Genomic DNA, 15,804 nt, shown 5'->3' with positions numbered 1-15,804 from the left:
TTTTCTATCACCCATTGAGTAAGATTTTATGCGTTTACCTGTGCTGATTTTCGATATAGAAACCGTTACCGATTTGAAGTCAGGCGCGCATTTATATCAGCTGGATTTGCCTGAGGCTGAACTTGAGCAGGCGATGATGAAACTGCGTCGCCAAGAAGCGGGCACCGATTTTCAGCGTCTGCCTTTGCATGAAATAGTCTGCATTTCAGGCTTATGGATTGATGAACACGGCATGAAGCTGTTTTCCTTTAGCCGTGAACACGACAGCGAAGCGGCCATGCTGAAAAAGTTTTTGTCTATTTTTGATAAGCGTCATCCGACTTTGGTCAGTTGGAACGGTTCGCAGTTTGACTTGCCAGTGATTTTATTCCGCGCCATGTATCACGGGCTGTCTGCACCAAGTTTATTTGATCAGGGCGAGATTGATCAGCAAAAGCGCTATAACAATTATCAAAACCGTTACCATCAGCGTCATGTCGATTTAATGGATGTGATGGCAATGTTTAATGGTCGTCATTTTCAAAAGTTGGATGACATTGCGTATTTGCTAGGTTTTCCAGGTAAACGTGTAGATGCGGGCTATCATGTTCCTGCATTTATGCAAAGCGGCGAATGGTCAAGGCTGACGCGTTATTGTGAAGGCGATGTCTTAAATACTTGGTTGATTTATTTGCGTTGGCTGCTGCTCAAAGGGCAATTGCTGCTTGAAGAGCATACTTTATGGGTACAGCATACCATTCAATATTTGCATACTCAGCCGCAGCATGCAGACTTTTTAAGCGTGTGGCAGCACAGTTCGCAGCAAACTGAATTTACCCGTACAGATTTTCCTGAACAAAGTGTCACCACGCCTTCAAATGAATCCGTGATGCCTTTTCAATCTTCCCCATCTTCCGATATTTAGACTGATATGAAACATCGCAGTAAAAACCGTACCACGCAGCAGGCTGAATATTGCTTTCAGGTGGAATCGTTGTCACATGAAGGGCGCGGGATTGCACACTACACAGCTCAGTCGGGTCATCCAGCCGAGAAGCAGGGGAAAACAGTTTTTATAGAGGGCGCATTGCCTGGTGAAACAGTACGCGCCAAAATTACGCATAGTAACAAACGCTTAGAAGAAGCCGAGTGTCTAGAAGTGCTGGGTGAGCCTTCGACATTACGGGTTACGCCACAATGTCCACATTATCAGCGTTGCGGTGGTTGTAGCATGCAGCATATTCAGTTGGATGAGCAGATTCATCTCAAACAACAGGTGTTGCAGTCGCATCTGCAACATTTTGCGCAAATTCAGCCTGAAGAATGGTTAGCGCCTTTGCGTTCACAGCGTGAAGATTATCGCCGCAAAGCCCGTGTTGGGGTGCGTTATATTGCCAGTCAAGACAAATTGGTGGTCGGTTTTCGTGAGCGCAATAGCAATAAACTGACCTCAATTGACCGCTGTATGGTGTTGGATCAGGCATTTGGTTCGTTAACACGAATCAAGCAGCTACTCCAAAGTCTAACAGGCAAGGCCCATATTGGTCATATAGAATTGGCGATGGGAGATCAAGAGATTGCTTTGGTGGTGCGGCATACAGAACAACTATCTGCAGCCGATATCAACCAGTTACAGCAGTTTGCGTTACAGAAACACTGGCAATTGTATTTGCAGCCTGAAGGTCCAGACAGTTTGCATCGGGTTGATGATCCGCATGCAGCAATGCGTTTGCATTATCGTTTAGATGATTTTGATGTGAATTTTGGCTTTCATCCCCAAGACTTTACCCAAGTCAATTCTACAATTAATCCACAAATGGTTAAGCTGGCATGTGATTTGCTTAACTTAAAATCAGGTGATCGGGTGCTTGATCTGTTTTGTGGATTAGGCAACTTTTCATTGCCGCTTGCACGTTGTGTAGGTGCAACAGGAAAGGTGGTTGCTGTAGAGGGTTCAGAGCAAATGGTGCAGCGTGGTGCAGAGAATGCACAACGTAATGATTTAGACAATGTTAAGTTTTATTCACAAGATTTAACAAAAGATTTTTCGCATCATTCTTGGGCAAATCAAGGATTTGAGGCATTATTAATTGACCCTCCGCGTTCAGGCGCAGAGGAAGTGATGTATTATGTGCCCAAATTTGGCGCAGATAGAATCGTTTATGTGTCTTGTAATCCAGCCACACTCGCAAGGGATGCAGGTGTATTGGTCAAGCAGGGCTATCAATTGAAAAAAGCAGGCGTGATGGATATGTTTCCGCATACGGGGCATGTCGAATCCATTGCCTTGTTTGAGAAAGAAAAGCAAATAAACGATTTATAATATGAAGTACATAGAGGTAGGAGAAGGGTATGGTCACAGTACGTGAACAACTTCCTGGACGTTTAAATGAACTGTCTGAGGAAACGACTGTAGAACATGCCGAGCAAGCCCGACAGGATTTAGCAGAATGGCTAGACCGAGTACGCGGGATTTACGATGGGGCGGCACTTGAACAATTAGAACGCGTTGCCAATTACACCCTGAAAAAAGAGCTGGAAACAGACGTCAGTCATCCATCGCATACCTTATATACAGGTATTGAGATGGCGAATATTTTAGCGCACTTGCATGTCGATGAAGACACTTTGTCTGCAGCCATGCTCTATCGTAGCGTGCGTGAAAATGTCATGCAGTTAGATGAAGTGCGTGAAGAATTTGGTGAAGCAGTTTATGGCTTGATCAAAGGCACCTTGTCGATGGGTAAGTTGTCTGAACTGATTGAGAAAAATAAGCGTTTAGAAGACCATTTTAATAATAACCAGCGTGAACATTTAACAGGCATTTATAAAATGCTGATTTCCATGACGGAAGATGTGCGCGTGGTGCTAATTAAACTGGCAGAACGTACCTATTCATTACGTGAGTTGGCAACCGCTTCCAAAGAACGTCAGGAGCGTGTGGCGCGAGAAATTTTAACCATTTACTCGCCATTGGCACACCGTTTAGGCATTGCCCAACTGAAATGGGAACTCGAAGATTTAGCCTTCCGTTATTTGGCGCCAGACCGTTATAAAGAAATTGCGACGTTACTGAATGAAAAGCGTTTGGAGCGTGAAAACTACATTCAAAACGTAATTGAGCAATTGCGTACAGAGCTGGGCAATAATGGTATTCATGCCGAAATTAGCGGGCGGGTGAAACACATTTATTCGATTTATCGAAAAATGAAGAGTAAAAACCTCAGCTTCGATCAGCTCTATGACATTCGTGCTGTACGTGTTTTGGTGAAAACCATTCCAGAGTGTTACCACTCTTTGGGCATCGTACATCAATTGTGGCGGCATATTCCGCACCAGTTTGATGATTACATTACCAATCCGAAAGCCAATGGTTATCGCTCATTGCATACTGCCGTAATTGCAGAAAACAAGTCGCTTGAAGTGCAAATTCGTACCCTAGATATGCACGAAGAAGCCGAGCTTGGGGTATGTTCACACTTTAATTATAAAGAAGGTTCTAAAGCCACAGACCATTCGTTTAATCATCGTTTACATTCTTTGCGTTCTGTTTTGGAGCATTATCAGGAACGTAACGATGCTAGCGCACATAAAGAAGATGATGATTCTGAAAATTTTGAACAAATCCAAGAGTTTGAAGATTTTGAGAAAATTTATGTGTTCAGCCGTGATGGTGATATTAAAGAATTACCACGTGGCTCAACAGTGCTGGACTTTGCCTATCATGTGCATACCGAAGTGGGTAACAAATGTTATGCTGCGCGGGTCAATCAGCGCTATGTACCGCTCACCTATAGCTTAAAAACAGGCGAGCAGGTCGAGATTTTGACCAAAAAAGACCGTGAACCGAACCGTGATTGGTTGGTGAACTCTTTAGGATATATTAAAACGGCACGTGCGCGCGATAAACTGCGTCATTGGTTTAGACAGCAGGACCGCAGCAAAAATCTAGAAGTAGGGCGTGAAGTGCTCAACAAAGAACTGTCACGTTTGGCGATTCATCCAAAAAGTATTGATTTAAATGATTATTGCAATCACTTTAACGTCAAAACAGGTGAAGACATTCTGATTGGTTTGGTGAATGGTGATATTAGCCTGCATGCCTTAATTAATCAGGTCAATCGTCACATGCACTTAGATCAGGATGAACCTGAACTGGTGTTGAAGCCAACCTTGAACCCACGTGCCAGCCATACCTTATCGGCACATGGCATTTTGATTGATGGTTTGGATAACGTTGAACTGCATATCGCACAATGCTGTCAGCCTGTGCATGGTGAAGCGATTGCGGGGTATATTACCCTGAACCGTGGTGTGAGTATTCACAAAGTGGCGTGTTCGGACTATGTGCGTATGATTGGCAACGAACCTGAACGTGCGGTAGAAGCCGATTGGGAAATGCAGCCAACCCGTGGTCAAAGCGTGCAAATTGTGGTGGAAGCCTATGACCGCCGTGGTTTGCTCAAAGACTTAACCCAAGTGATTTTTGCCGATCAAATTAACATTCGTCAGGTGAATACTATTTCTGAAAGTGATGGTATCGCCAATATGAAATTGTTAATTGAGGTTAAAGGCTTGGCGCAACTTTCTCGTTTGTTGGCACGTTTAGAGCAGCAACCAGGGATTATCAGCGCACGTCGTTTGGTGCAAGGCAGCTAAGCGAGCACGCTTTAAAAAACCAGCATATTTGCTGGTTTTTTTCTATCGTATTTCAGCCAAAATGGAGAAGGGCGGATGAATAAAACACCTAAAAAAATTTGTGTGAATGTTAGCCGCATTCAGCAGATTTTTAGTCCCGATCCAAGTGCTGTACGCAGTGAACAGATTCAACAGCAGAAACAGGCGATTTATCGGCATCGGAATCAATTGCTTTCTGGATACTTAGAACACGATATTCAAAACAGCGATATTGAGCGTAACCCACATGGCAAGCCATTTTTGACAGCATTCCCTCAATTGCAGTTTAACCATAGTCATAGCCGTCAGCATTATGCTTTGGTAAGCAGTTTTGAATTGCTCGATGTTGGCGTAGATGTCGAGGACTTAGACCGTAAGGTGCGTTTCGATGCCTTGGCACAACATGCGTTTCATCCCAATGAACTCCAATACTGGCAAGATTTGGAACACGACGCTGATTATTGGTTTCGTGTCTGGACAACTAAAGAAGCAGTGCTGAAAGCATCAGGTTTAGGCATTCGTTTAAGTCTCAATGAGCTGGATACCCGTATGCATCCCAATGCACAGGGCGGTATTTGTCATCATCCACAGATTGGGCATTTTGCCTATCAAAACTTTCGTTTATCAGATTGTATGCTGACTGTAGCGTGGCGAGCAGCACCATCTTGCGCAGGCTTTCAATTTCCACAGATTCATATTATTCAGCATTAACATCGCAACGTCAGCGCAAATATCGCAATGCTAAGGCGCAAAAAAGCCTATCCGAAGATAGGCTTGAATGTTGGTGTTAGCAGAAATGCATTATGGAATTTCTTGCTCTTCACCTTCAAATTCAGGTTTGACTTGAACAATGAAGTCCTGACGGTTCAAACCGCGCCATAAAGCAAAGGCTGTACCAATGTAAATAGATGAATATGTTCCGACAAATACACCCACAAACATCGCAATCGAGAACCATTTCAGACCATCACCGCCCATGAGCATCATTGCGACTACAACCAATAATAGGGTCATAGAGGTGTGAATGGTACGACGTAAAGTTTCTGTCAGCGCAATGTTTACCACTTCAAGTGGTGTTGCACCACGGATTTTACGGAAGTTTTCACGAATACGGTCAGATACAACAATGTTATCGTTGAGTGAGAAGCCAATAATCGCCAATAACGCTGCCAATACAGTCAGGTCAAATGGCCATTGCATCATGGCAAAAATACCCAGTGTCACCACAGTATCGTGGAACAATGACAGTACCGCACCCATTGCCAGTTTGAATTCAAAGCGAATGGTGACGTATACCAACATCAATAACAGCGCTAAAGCTACAGCGCCCGCAGAACGTACGTACAGCTCATTACCGACTTGACCACCAACCACATCTACCTTTGGCACAGTTGCCGTGTTATTTGGTAGTTGTACCGCAGCAGTAATTGCTTTGGTTAAGTCTTCTGCTTCAACATCTTCTTGCACAGGCATACGTACCATTAGGTCGCGGTCTGAACCAAGCGTTTGTACCACAGGGTCGTTAAAGCCTGCTTTGACCAATGCGTTAGAAACATCGGTGGCTTTTACTGGATTGCTATAGTTGAGTTCTGCAGCAATACCCCCAGTAAAGTCCAAACCTAAGTTTAGACCTTTGGTGGCAATGAAGAAGATACTGGCAACCGTTAATAGAATAGAAAGCAATGCCGCAGGCAAAGCAATCTTCATAAACGGAATCACGCGCTCATCATCAGGGCGGCCATATTTTTTTGAAGGCAGTTGAGTATTCTCAGTCATCAGTGATCTCCTTAAATGCTCAACTTTTTCAAGTTACGTTTTTTGCCGTAGATGATTTGTACAATTGCACGGGTCACTGTAATTGCAGTAAACATCGAGCAGACAATACCAATCATGAGCGTCACAGCAAAGCCTTTGATTGGACCTGTACCAATCGCAAACAGAATGAATGCCACCAAGAATGTGGTTAAGTTCGAGTCGAAAATAGTGTTATACGCTCGGTCATAACCCGCCACAATGGCTTGTTTGGGCGAGGCCCCCCACTTAATTTCTTCTCGTATTCGCTCACAAATCAAGACGTTGGCATCTACCGCCATACCAATGGTAATTACGATACCCGCAATACCCGGCAAGGTGAGTGATGCACCAATCCAAGACATGACGGTTAAAATCATGGCTAAGTTAAACACTAAAGCGAAGTTGGCAATCAGACCAAACAGACGGAAGAACACCACCATCCAGATTGCAACCAAAATGAAGCCAATCTGAGTCGACAATACGCCTTTATCAATGTTTTCTTGACCCAAGCTTGGACCAATCACACGTTCTTCGACAAAGTACATTGGCGCTGCCAAGGCACCTGCACGAAGCATTAAGGCCAATTCAGAGGCTTCTTGTGGGGAATCTAGACCTGTAATACGGAACTGCGAACCCAATACCGCCTGAATGGTTGCAGCATTAATGACGACAGATTCGGTATATGGGGTGCGTACTTCAGTTTGTGTGCCAGTTTCATCGGTCACATAGCTAATACGTTGTTTGTTTTCAATAAACAATACCGCCATACGTTTACCCACAGCGTTACGTGTCGCATCTGCCATGAGTTTACCGCCCGCAGCATCAAGGGTAATGTTAACTTCTGCACCGCCTGTATCTTGGCTAAAACCACTCGACGCATTTTGAACACGCTCACCCGTTAAAATACGGCTGCGGTTCAATAATAATTGGCGACCACTGTCCAAAGATTCAAAGGCAAACGCTTCTGTGCCAGGTGGTACTGTACCTGTAGTCTGACCTGTGTACGGATCAATATATTGATCATTTAAGTCAGACACCAAACGGAATTCGAGGTTCGCAGTACGACCGAGTACACGCTTCGCTTCAGCAGTATCTTGTACGCCTGGCAATTCCACTACAATACGGTTGCTACCTTGAGTTTGTACCAAAGCTTCAGCCACACCTAACTCGTTAATACGGTTACGTAAAGTAGTTAAGTTCTGATTGACCGCATACGACTGAATTTCCTGTTTACGAACATCGGTATAGTTCAGACGTAAGCTAGAGCCTTCTGTGGTGGCTACAGCTTGCTGTGTGTATTCATTGCCGTTACGACGCAAGAAATCCATCACTGCATCACGGTCTGCATTATTGGCAAACTGTAGGGTGATGGTGTTGTTATTCAGCGAAAGGCTATTAAATTTCAGCTTGTTGTCACGCAATTGACGGCGTAAATCGGTGGCTGAAGTTTCCATACGCTGGCTGATGGCCTTGTCCATATCCACTTCTAATAAGAAGTGCACACCACCACGTAAGTCCAGACCGAGTTTCATTGGTTTTGCACCAATTTTTTGTAGCCATTCTGGTGTGGTTGGCGCAAGGTTCAGTGCCACGACATAGTCATCACCTAAACCGCGACGTAAAGCTTCTTTGGCTTTGAGTTGGGCTTCTGAGGTGTCTAAACGCAACAATGCAGCATTGTTGGTAAAGCTGTTGTCATGACTGGCAATATTTTCTGATTGTAAAATTTGCTCTGCTTTTTGTATGATGCTTTGATCAATTTGGGTACCAGCTTTGGCACCTGAAATTTGAACAGCAGGTTCATCTGGATACAAGCTAGGCAGGGCATATAATGTACTCACCACAAGAACAACGAGGATGAGCAGATATTTCCATGCTGGGTAACGCATTTATTTTCTTCTTAAAATGAAAAAGTCGTGCGTGAGCACGACTCTTTTTGATTAGAGGTTGTTTAATGTGCCTTCAGGAAGAACTGAAATGACACTCGCGCGTTGTACTTTTACTTCTACACCACGGTTCAGCTCTACCACTGCAAAATCACCTTCAATTTTCGTGATTTTACCCATAAGACCACCTGCGAATACCACTTCACTGCCTACGCCCAAGCTTTCAATCAGTGTACGATGCTCTTTGGCACGCTTTGATTGTGGACGCCAAATCAGGAAGTAGAAAATTGCAATGAAGACTGCAATCATTAAAAGGTTAGCCACAAGGCTTGGTTGTTGTGCAGCTTCACCTGCTGCGTGAGCGGTCGAAATAAAAAGGCTCATTTCATTTTCCTAAACTAAAAACTGGCGATCAGTGATCTGATAATAAATTGGGTTTGTTCTGCAATTTACCTTGTCTTTTTACTCAGCGCAAATACTGAAAAGACTAATCTTCAGGACAAGGCGGTACTTCTAGGCCACGACGGGCATAAAAGTCCTGTACAAATTCATCGAAAGTGCCGTTATCTAAGGCATTGCGAATATCTTGGGTAAAGCGTTGGTAATAACGTAAGTTATGAATAGTGCCCAACATTGACCCCAACATTTCGCCACATTTTTCTAAATGAAACAAATAAGCGCGGGTAAAGTTCTTGCAAGTATAGCAATCACAATGCGGATCGAGCGGGCTTTGGTCATGACGATACTTACTGTTACGAATACGCACCAAGCCATCGGTTACAAAGTAATGACCATTGCGCGCATTACGGGTTGGCATCACGCAGTCGAACATATCGACGCCACGACGAATTGCTTCCACAATATCTTCTGGCTTGCCGACGCCCATCAAATAACGTGGTTTATCTTCTGGCATTTTAGCTGGCAAATAATCCAGTACTTTGATCATTTCTTCTTTCGGTTCACCCACCGAAAGACCGCCAATGGCATAACCATCAAAACCAATTTCAAGTAAGCCGTTTAAAGATTCAACACGTAAATCTTCGTACATACCGCCTTGAATAATCCCGAACAGCGCGTTGCTGTTTTGTAGCTCATCATGGTGATGTGTTTTACAGCGTTTTGCCCAGCGTAAAGACAATTGCAAAGATTTTTGTGCTTCTTCATGCGTTGCAGGATAAGGCGTACATTCGTCAAAAATCATCACGATGTCAGAGTTCAAAGTTTTTTGAATTTCCATCGAGATTTCAGGCGAAAGAAAAACCTTTGAGCCATCAATAGGCGAACGGAAGGTCACACCTTCTTCTTTAATTTTACGCATTGCGCCTAAGCTAAACACCTGAAAGCCACCAGAGTCAGTCAAAATAGGCTTATCCCATTTGATGAATTCATGTAGACCGCCGTGTTGCTGAATCACTTCTAGCCCTGGACGCAAATATAAATGAAAGGTATTGCCTAAAATAACCTGTGCCTGAATTTCTTCAATATCGCGTGGCAGCATGCCTTTGACTGTGCCATACGTCCCCACAGGCATAAACACAGGGGTTTCTACCACACCATGAGCAAGTGTTAAACGACCACGACGGGCGCGCCCCGACTGACCTAATTTCTCAAACTTCATATATGTTCCAAATCAAGGCGAAAAAACAGTTCGCTGATTGTTCATGCTAAAAGTGCAATATTTTCCTAGATTCTGCACGGAATTGCCAGTTGAGATACGTTTTCCTTGGTAAAAATTGCGAGTAAATATTTTGTTCAAATCTATTGTGCTTACATGGCGTAAAATTGCTGAATACGTTGGGTAATTTCTTTATGTAAGGCAATTTCACCTTGTTCATGATTGTCCATTGCAGCAACGTGCTGAATTAAACGCTGAATATATAAATTACTGTCAATAAAACTCGGTTCTAATGTGAGCAAATAGGCTTCATGTGCAATGCTCAAATAATCATACGGTTCCACTTCTAAAAGTTGTGCCAGATCAATCAGCAAGTCTTTATCCACTTGTTGTAGTTTGAGCTTGGGTTGTGCGGTGGATTGTTCCATCGTGGTTTGAGGCGCTTTGTTGTGCAGGAATTCATCGAGCAAAGCACTTGGAGCGTTTAGAAATTGCGCTGAGTGGATTTCTACATCGACCTGTTTGGGCACATGAATAAAAAACAGAATTTGGCTTAAATCTAAGCCATAAGCGCCCGATAAAGATTGTTTAGCCTGCTGAAATATATCCAGTAAAAGTTCAAGATGGTTGTATTGCAGCGTGTCATTGGAATTCAGCAGAGGATTGCCATAGATATGTCGCTGTTTAAAATAATCTGCAAAAATATTTTTAAATTGATGCAGACCGCTAGAATTGTTGGCTTGAGTGCGATAACGCCATTTTTCTATATTCCATTTATTTACTTCAGATAAATATTGTGCTTCATCTTCCTGTTCATTAAACAGGCTACGTTGGCTTGAAACAGCTAAATAATCGACCCCAAGATATTCATTAAAGACCAGTACACAGGCATAAATTTGGTCTTGTTCATATTGCTCATAGAGTTGGAAAAACTCTTGAATGAGGGTGTTTTTCAGGTTCTGAATATGTTCTAACATTTTATCGGCTTACTTTTTATTTTGGGATTTATGTTTTGAGCAATTGTTGTTTATATTTTGCTCAACCTCATGATTGTGTCAAAGCTGAGAAAAATGTCAATAAGACAGAACAAATTGTAGTCAAAGCTCACTTAAGTTGTTACATTGTAATTAAAATAAATTCATAGGGTAGGCTATGAGTGAAATAAACAGTGCATTCAGTGAAATAAACAGTGCACTAAAAGAAGACCAATTCTATAAAACACTTTTGGAAACCACGAATGCAATTCCGTGGCAGATTAACTGGAAAACCAAAGCTTTTAGCTATATTGGCCCACAAATTGAGTCTTTACTGGGTTGGACGCAAGACAGCTGGAAAACTGCACAAGATTGGATTGATCGGATGCATCCTGAAGATCGGGACAAGACCGTGAATATGTGTGTGAGTTTGTCCGATCAAGGCACAGACCACGAAGCGGATTATCGTGCCTTAACCGCTACAGGAGATTATGTCTGGATTCGTGATGTGGTGCATGTGATTCGTGAAAATAACGAAACTGTGGCGATTATTGGGTTTATGTTTGATATTTCTGCGCGTAAACAAATGGAGTTGGAACTCGAAGCGTTGAGTCGCAAAAATCTGGCTTTGAGCTTACAAGACCCGCTGACCTTGGTTGCCAATCGAAAGGCGCTCAGTGAGCGTATAGAAAACGAATTTAAACGTGCTGTGCGTCATCAACATGCATTGTCTCTCTTGTTTATCGACATCGACCATTTCAAGCCTTATAACGACAATTATGGACATTTACAGGGTGATCATTGTTTGATTAGTGTGGCGCAGTTGCTTAAACAACACTTTGCGCGTGCATCTGACTTTGTGGCTCGCTTTGGTGGCGAAGAGTTTGTGGTGCTATTGCCTGAAACACCATTGGCAGATGCTGTACAACTTGCTGAAAACTTTAGACAGGCAGTATATGCGCTGGAAATTCCACATACCAAGACAGGGGAGACGACCCAAGTTACTGTGAGTATTGGTGTAAATAGCTATCACCAAAATCAGCAGTATCACAATGTGGTCGATTTTCTGCATTCAGCCGATGAATTGTTGTATTTGGCAAAAAACAAAGGACGTAATCAGGTGCAGTATCTGACACAGTCTTGTGTTTAGTCGAAATCTGAAAAAACAGCAAGCTTCGTGCTTGCTGTTTTTATAAATAATTTCAAAGGAGCGGCTTAGAATTAAATGGCTTAAAAGTTTGGACGATAATCAAAACTTTGTGCTGCACTGTTGTCCCGAAAGGCGCGCACAGGTTTTTTCGCTGTGGTTGCAGTGTTAATCATGTTGTTAGGAAAGACCTGAATATAGTTATTAAATAACTCGACATTGCGGTTATAAATAGTAATCGCAGCACCGACATTTTCGTTCTGCTCATCAATTTCATGCATCATTTTTAAATACAGTTGGTCGGCTTTGAGTTCAGGGTAATTTTCGACCACCACATTTAAGCTGCGCATCAATTCTTTGCTCAAGGCTTCAACACGTTGTAACTGACTCACATCGGCATTGTTGATGTTCAGGTTCATAATATTTTGGCGTAGTTCAGTCACTTTTTCTAAAGTGCCTTTTTCCATGCCTGCATATTGTTCGACCACTGGTGCAAGTTCTTCGAGCGTTTTTAATTTCTGTCGTTCAAAACTGGTCACATCTGCCCAAGCGCGGATGGTGGCGTTATGGTGGCGTATGATGTTGTTACGAATCATGATGCCCAGCATCACCAAGACGATGACAACCAAAAGAAAAATTGCGATACCCATGTTTTGCCCCAAGACGATTTTCTTAGTCCAGAAAATCAATCAAATCTGTCTGTAATTGTTCTAAATAAGGTAATTTAAAAGTGCGTAAGTGTCCACGCAATGCGGAAATATCTTGAATATTTTTTGCTTTACTGGAAATTTCAAACAAGTTGCGATTACCTAAAAAACAGAGCGTGTTCCGCTCAGGGTGAAATAACAAATCACCTTGCTGATGCTGAAAAAAATCATCCAGTTTTAACACCATTGCAGGGCTGAGTGTGCGCGCCATTTGAATCGCATCACTACCAAAGAAATTGAGTTTTTGATTCAGTCGGATGTCACTGGTATGCCATGGTACATGGTAGGGCGCACCAAAAGTTTTTTTATTGGTGCTAATGGCTAAACCTTGAATTTTCACATCAAAGACAAAGACACCCGATAAATAGCGCACCACTTCTTTGACTTTATAATCATTGCCATTTTTGTCTTTAATACGTATTTCACTGACATAGCGGTATTCAAAAAGCAAAACCTGATGTTGTTTGCCCTGTTGATCAAGCCAAACGGTACTGGCATAGCGGGTAATGTCATTGGAAAGATTACCCAAATGAAATAAGGGGAACATCGCTTTTAAATGGGCGATAAAGTAAATGGGTTGCAAGGTTTTGGCGAGGTGCTGCGGTGGTTGTTGCCATGCCAGTTGGTAGCGTTGAGCAATGCTTTCCTGTTCTAAAAAAGCAATGACTTCTTCAATGGGATCATCTTGTTCATAGGTAATAAATGCCCAAAAAATACAGACTACACCAATCAGCAAACAAAATTGCAGCCAAATATTACTCGGTTGAATCAAGAGTAATAAACAGAATAGCACACCTATAATGCCCAGCAGTATCGGCAAAACATTTTCAAATTTTAAGGTAATGTCATCTTGCCAAGGGTGCAAACCATCCAAAATTTCTTGATGGCTTTGTGCTTTTTTTCCAATATCCCATAACCGCGCGATATTACGAAATACCCGTTGATTCTTCTTGCGTCGAATATGAATGGAGTGTTGCACGGTATCGAGCGGCATGGCGGTTTCTTTTACAGTTTGAAAATTAAGTCTGAGCTTGATCAATCAGCATGGCATCGCCATAACTAAAGAAACGATAGCGTTCAGCCACAGCATGTTGATAAGCCTGCATGACATTTTCACGGCTTGAAAGCGCAGATACCAACATTAATAAGGTGGATTCAGGCAAGTGGAAATTGGTAATCAAACGATCCACCACTTTAAACTGATAACCTGGGTAAATAAAAATTTGCGTATCACCCGACCACGCTGCAAGTTTGCCTGCATGGGCTTGGGCAGCACTTTCCACGGCACGGGTGGCAGTTGTGCCCACTGAAATAACTTTGTTGCCTCGTGCTTTGGTTTCACGAATCAGCGCTACGGCAGCTTCAGAAACTTCACACCATTCACTGTGCATGATGTGATTGGCAATATCATCGGTACGTACAGGCAGGAATGTACCTGCGCCCACGTGCAAGGTCACAAAGGTTTTTTGAATGCCTTTATCTGCTAGCTGTTGCAGTAAGGCTTCATCAAAGTGCAAGCTGGCAGTGGGTGCGGCAACACTAGCGAGTTTTGTTGGGTCGTTAAATACGGTTTGATAACGCTCGGTATCAATCGCTTCTGCTTCGCGGTTAAAGTAGGGTGGAATCGGCAACTGACCGTAGGCATCCAATACGTCTAAAATTGGCTGCGAAAACTCGACAATAAATAAGTTTTCATAGCGACCTTGTACGGTCACTTTTACAGCATCAGGCCCAATAAACAGTTCTGCACCTGCTTTTGGTGAGTTGCTGGCTTTAATATGGCAATGGGCAATAAATTGATCTTGCAGACGTTCTACCAAGACTTCCACTGCACCGCCTGTGGCACGTTTACCTTTAAGACGCGCTTTCATGACTTTGGTATCGTTAAGTACCAGTAAATCGCCCGCTTCGAGTAAATTCAGTAAGTCGGTAAATTGATGGTCATGATACTGACCTTGAGCATCAAGATGCAGCAGACGAGAGGCGCTACGACTTGCTAGTGGGTAACGAGCAATGAGTTCATCGGGGAGATTAAAATTAAAGTCAGAAAGCTGCATGATAAAAACAAGTTAGAACACTGGGAAAACTGCGCCTAGTATATGCTTTTTTAGGTTTTATGGATGAAATTGGTCGATTATAAATCAAAAAAATGACAGCTGATTTAATTTTAAACAATTGCAAAAAACTTGCGTTGACAAGCTGTCAAAAAAGTTTATTATACCCATCAACACCTACCCGAGGTGGTGAAATTGGTAGACGCGGCGGACTCAAAATCCGCTGTCAGAGATGACGTGTCGGTTCGAGTCCGACCCTCGGGACCATATAAAGGAAAAGCCCTCAAGCATATTAAGACTTGGGGGCTTTTTTATTGTCTGTATATTAATGGGTTGTGCCATTTTTTAGCTCCAGTCTTAATGATTCCATTAGCCACAATTCAGGTGGTCACTTTGGAAAATGAGTACCCAAATGAGTACCTGATTTTTCATTGGTACTCATGGTGGAATCAGATGCTAAGCTTAAATTATTAGATCAATACAATAATCAAATGTGATTGATCGGGTGTCTTATAGGGCTTGTAGTATTTTAAAAGCTTTATTAACTATCTAAAGCTACTTTGATGACATCTGCAATTGTCTCAGTGGTGATGCCTCTTTTTCGAGCATTCTCAGAATGGAACCAAGTTGCTAAGTCTTTATTGCCTTTAGATGCATTGCAGCCAACACAGCACAATGCAATATTGGATAAGGTTGTAATTCTTATATCGTTGATAATGTGTTCCCAAGACTTCTTATTGGCTCTTTCAGTGCCAAACTTTTTGCCGCAATATACACAGCACAGGTCTCGCTCCAAGACCGCATCTTCTATGTGCTTTGGTATTCCCCATGAATTTGCCATTTTAGGTTTTCCTTATTTTATGGCTATAGTTGAATGAAAAATCCTAACCTGTGATAACTCACATTCATAAAATTTAGATCTAAGCATAAAATGAAATAGTTGTCATAACACTATATAAATGAGGGTGTAA

The 15,804-nt window shown here is 42.6% G+C and carries 14 protein-coding genes and 1 tRNA gene; 6 read left to right on the top strand and 9 right to left on the bottom strand.

Going from position 1 to position 15,804, the window contains the following annotated elements; all coding sequences use genetic code 11:
- Positions 1 to 28 precede the first annotated feature (28 nt).
- The 4 genes from C3Y93_RS07240 (at position 29) to C3Y93_RS07225 (ending at position 5,367) form a co-directional block, all read left to right on the top strand.
- Positions 29 to 904, top strand: a complete 876-nt coding sequence (locus C3Y93_RS07240; RefSeq protein ID WP_104852529.1) for a 3'-5' exonuclease — start codon at positions 29 to 31, stop codon at positions 902 to 904.
- Positions 905 to 910: 6 nt separating this feature from the next.
- Positions 911 to 2,302, top strand: a complete 1,392-nt coding sequence (rlmD, locus tag C3Y93_RS07235) for a 23S rRNA (uracil(1939)-C(5))-methyltransferase RlmD (RefSeq protein ID WP_104852528.1) — start codon at positions 911 to 913, stop codon at positions 2,300 to 2,302.
- Between the two features lie 29 nt (positions 2,303 to 2,331).
- A complete protein-coding gene (locus C3Y93_RS07230; protein WP_104852527.1) occupies positions 2,332 to 4,638 on the top strand; it encodes a RelA/SpoT family protein in 2,307 nt (768 codons plus the stop codon).
- A 75-nt stretch (positions 4,639 to 4,713) separates the two neighbouring features.
- Entirely contained in the window at positions 4,714 to 5,367 is a 654-nt protein-coding gene (locus C3Y93_RS07225; protein WP_104852526.1) for a 4'-phosphopantetheinyl transferase family protein, read from the top strand.
- 90 nt (positions 5,368 to 5,457) lie between these two features.
- Here C3Y93_RS07225 and secF read toward each other — a convergent pair whose 3' ends face one another.
- The 5 genes from secF to C3Y93_RS07200 form a co-directional block, all read right to left on the bottom strand.
- On the bottom strand, positions 5,458 to 6,435 hold the full coding sequence (gene secF, locus C3Y93_RS07220; RefSeq protein ID WP_171287415.1) for a protein translocase subunit SecF: 978 nt from the start codon (positions 6,433 to 6,435) through the stop codon (positions 5,458 to 5,460).
- An 8-nt stretch (positions 6,436 to 6,443) separates the two neighbouring features.
- Complete coding sequence (gene secD / locus C3Y93_RS07215; RefSeq protein WP_104852524.1) at positions 6,444 to 8,339, bottom strand: protein translocase subunit SecD; 1,896 nt, start codon at positions 8,337 to 8,339, stop codon at positions 6,444 to 6,446.
- 51 nt (positions 8,340 to 8,390) lie between these two features.
- Positions 8,391 to 8,720, bottom strand: a complete 330-nt coding sequence (gene yajC / locus C3Y93_RS07210) for a preprotein translocase subunit YajC (protein WP_004974939.1) — start codon at positions 8,718 to 8,720, stop codon at positions 8,391 to 8,393.
- A gap of 103 nt (positions 8,721 to 8,823) precedes the next feature.
- A complete protein-coding gene (gene tgt, locus C3Y93_RS07205) occupies positions 8,824 to 9,954 on the bottom strand; it encodes a tRNA guanosine(34) transglycosylase Tgt (protein ID WP_004974942.1) in 1,131 nt (376 codons plus the stop codon).
- A 149-nt stretch (positions 9,955 to 10,103) separates the two neighbouring features.
- A complete protein-coding gene (locus C3Y93_RS07200; RefSeq protein WP_104852523.1) occupies positions 10,104 to 10,928 on the bottom strand; it encodes a DUF4303 domain-containing protein in 825 nt (274 codons plus the stop codon).
- 175 nt (positions 10,929 to 11,103) lie between these two features.
- On the opposite strand from C3Y93_RS07200, the gene C3Y93_RS07195 reads away from it, so the two are divergent.
- Entirely contained in the window at positions 11,104 to 12,075 is a 972-nt protein-coding gene (locus C3Y93_RS07195; RefSeq protein ID WP_104852522.1) for a sensor domain-containing diguanylate cyclase, read from the top strand.
- 80 nt (positions 12,076 to 12,155) lie between these two features.
- Here C3Y93_RS07195 and C3Y93_RS07190 read toward each other — a convergent pair whose 3' ends face one another.
- Genes C3Y93_RS07190 through queA form a run of 3 tightly spaced genes read right to left on the bottom strand, consistent with a single transcriptional unit; the run spans position 12,156 to position 14,836 of the window.
- Positions 12,156 to 12,722, bottom strand: coding sequence for a LemA family protein (locus C3Y93_RS07190; protein ID WP_104852521.1), 567 nt, complete (start codon positions 12,720 to 12,722; stop codon positions 12,156 to 12,158).
- Between the two features lie 22 nt (positions 12,723 to 12,744).
- A complete protein-coding gene (locus C3Y93_RS07185; RefSeq protein ID WP_104852520.1) occupies positions 12,745 to 13,773 on the bottom strand; it encodes a hypothetical protein in 1,029 nt (342 codons plus the stop codon).
- A gap of 25 nt (positions 13,774 to 13,798) precedes the next feature.
- A complete protein-coding gene (gene queA, locus C3Y93_RS07180; RefSeq protein WP_104852519.1) occupies positions 13,799 to 14,836 on the bottom strand; it encodes a tRNA preQ1(34) S-adenosylmethionine ribosyltransferase-isomerase QueA in 1,038 nt (345 codons plus the stop codon).
- A gap of 177 nt (positions 14,837 to 15,013) precedes the next feature.
- On the opposite strand from queA, the gene C3Y93_RS07175 reads away from it, so the two are divergent.
- Positions 15,014 to 15,100, top strand: a tRNA-Leu gene (locus tag C3Y93_RS07175).
- A gap of 274 nt (positions 15,101 to 15,374) precedes the next feature.
- Here the strand turns inward: C3Y93_RS07175 and C3Y93_RS07170 are convergent.
- Positions 15,375 to 15,674 (bottom strand): HNH endonuclease, encoded by a 300-nt coding sequence (locus C3Y93_RS07170; protein ID WP_104852518.1) that lies wholly within the window; start codon positions 15,672 to 15,674, stop codon positions 15,375 to 15,377.
- Positions 15,675 to 15,804 lie beyond the last annotated feature (130 nt).

Source organism: Acinetobacter sp. SWBY1 (assembly GCF_002946595.1).
Taxonomy (GTDB): Bacteria; Pseudomonadota; Gammaproteobacteria; order Pseudomonadales; family Moraxellaceae; genus Acinetobacter; species Acinetobacter towneri.
The sequence above is the reverse complement of the archived record's forward strand: the minus strand, read 5'-3'. Positions and strand labels throughout refer to the sequence as shown.

Bases quoted from the DNA above. Each gene is read 5' to 3' on its own strand.
- rlmD (WP_104852528.1), top strand. From the start codon at position 911: ATGAAACATCGCAGTAAAAACCGTACCACGCAGCAGGCTGAATATTGC.
- secD (WP_104852524.1), bottom strand. From the start codon at position 8,339: ATGCGTTACCCAGCATGGAAATATCTGCTCATCCTCGTTGTTCTTGTG.
- yajC (WP_004974939.1), bottom strand. From the start codon at position 8,720: ATGAGCCTTTTTATTTCGACCGCTCACGCAGCAGGTGAAGCTGCACAA.
- C3Y93_RS07190 (WP_104852521.1), bottom strand. From the start codon at position 12,722: ATGGGTATCGCAATTTTTCTTTTGGTTGTCATCGTCTTGGTGATGCTG.
- queA (WP_104852519.1), bottom strand. From the start codon at position 14,836: ATGCAGCTTTCTGACTTTAATTTTAATCTCCCCGATGAACTCATTGCT.
- C3Y93_RS07185 (WP_104852520.1), bottom strand. From the start codon at position 13,773: ATGCCGCTCGATACCGTGCAACACTCCATTCATATTCGACGCAAGAAG.
- C3Y93_RS07200 (WP_104852523.1), bottom strand. From the start codon at position 10,928: ATGTTAGAACATATTCAGAACCTGAAAAACACCCTCATTCAAGAGTTT.
- C3Y93_RS07240 (WP_104852529.1), top strand. From the start codon at position 29: ATGCGTTTACCTGTGCTGATTTTCGATATAGAAACCGTTACCGATTTG.
- tgt (WP_004974942.1), bottom strand. From the start codon at position 9,954: ATGAAGTTTGAGAAATTAGGTCAGTCGGGGCGCGCCCGTCGTGGTCGT.
- C3Y93_RS07230 (WP_104852527.1), top strand. From the start codon at position 2,332: ATGGTCACAGTACGTGAACAACTTCCTGGACGTTTAAATGAACTGTCT.
- C3Y93_RS07195 (WP_104852522.1), top strand. From the start codon at position 11,104: ATGAGTGAAATAAACAGTGCATTCAGTGAAATAAACAGTGCACTAAAA.
- C3Y93_RS07225 (WP_104852526.1), top strand. From the start codon at position 4,714: ATGAATAAAACACCTAAAAAAATTTGTGTGAATGTTAGCCGCATTCAG.
- C3Y93_RS07170 (WP_104852518.1), bottom strand. From the start codon at position 15,674: ATGGCAAATTCATGGGGAATACCAAAGCACATAGAAGATGCGGTCTTG.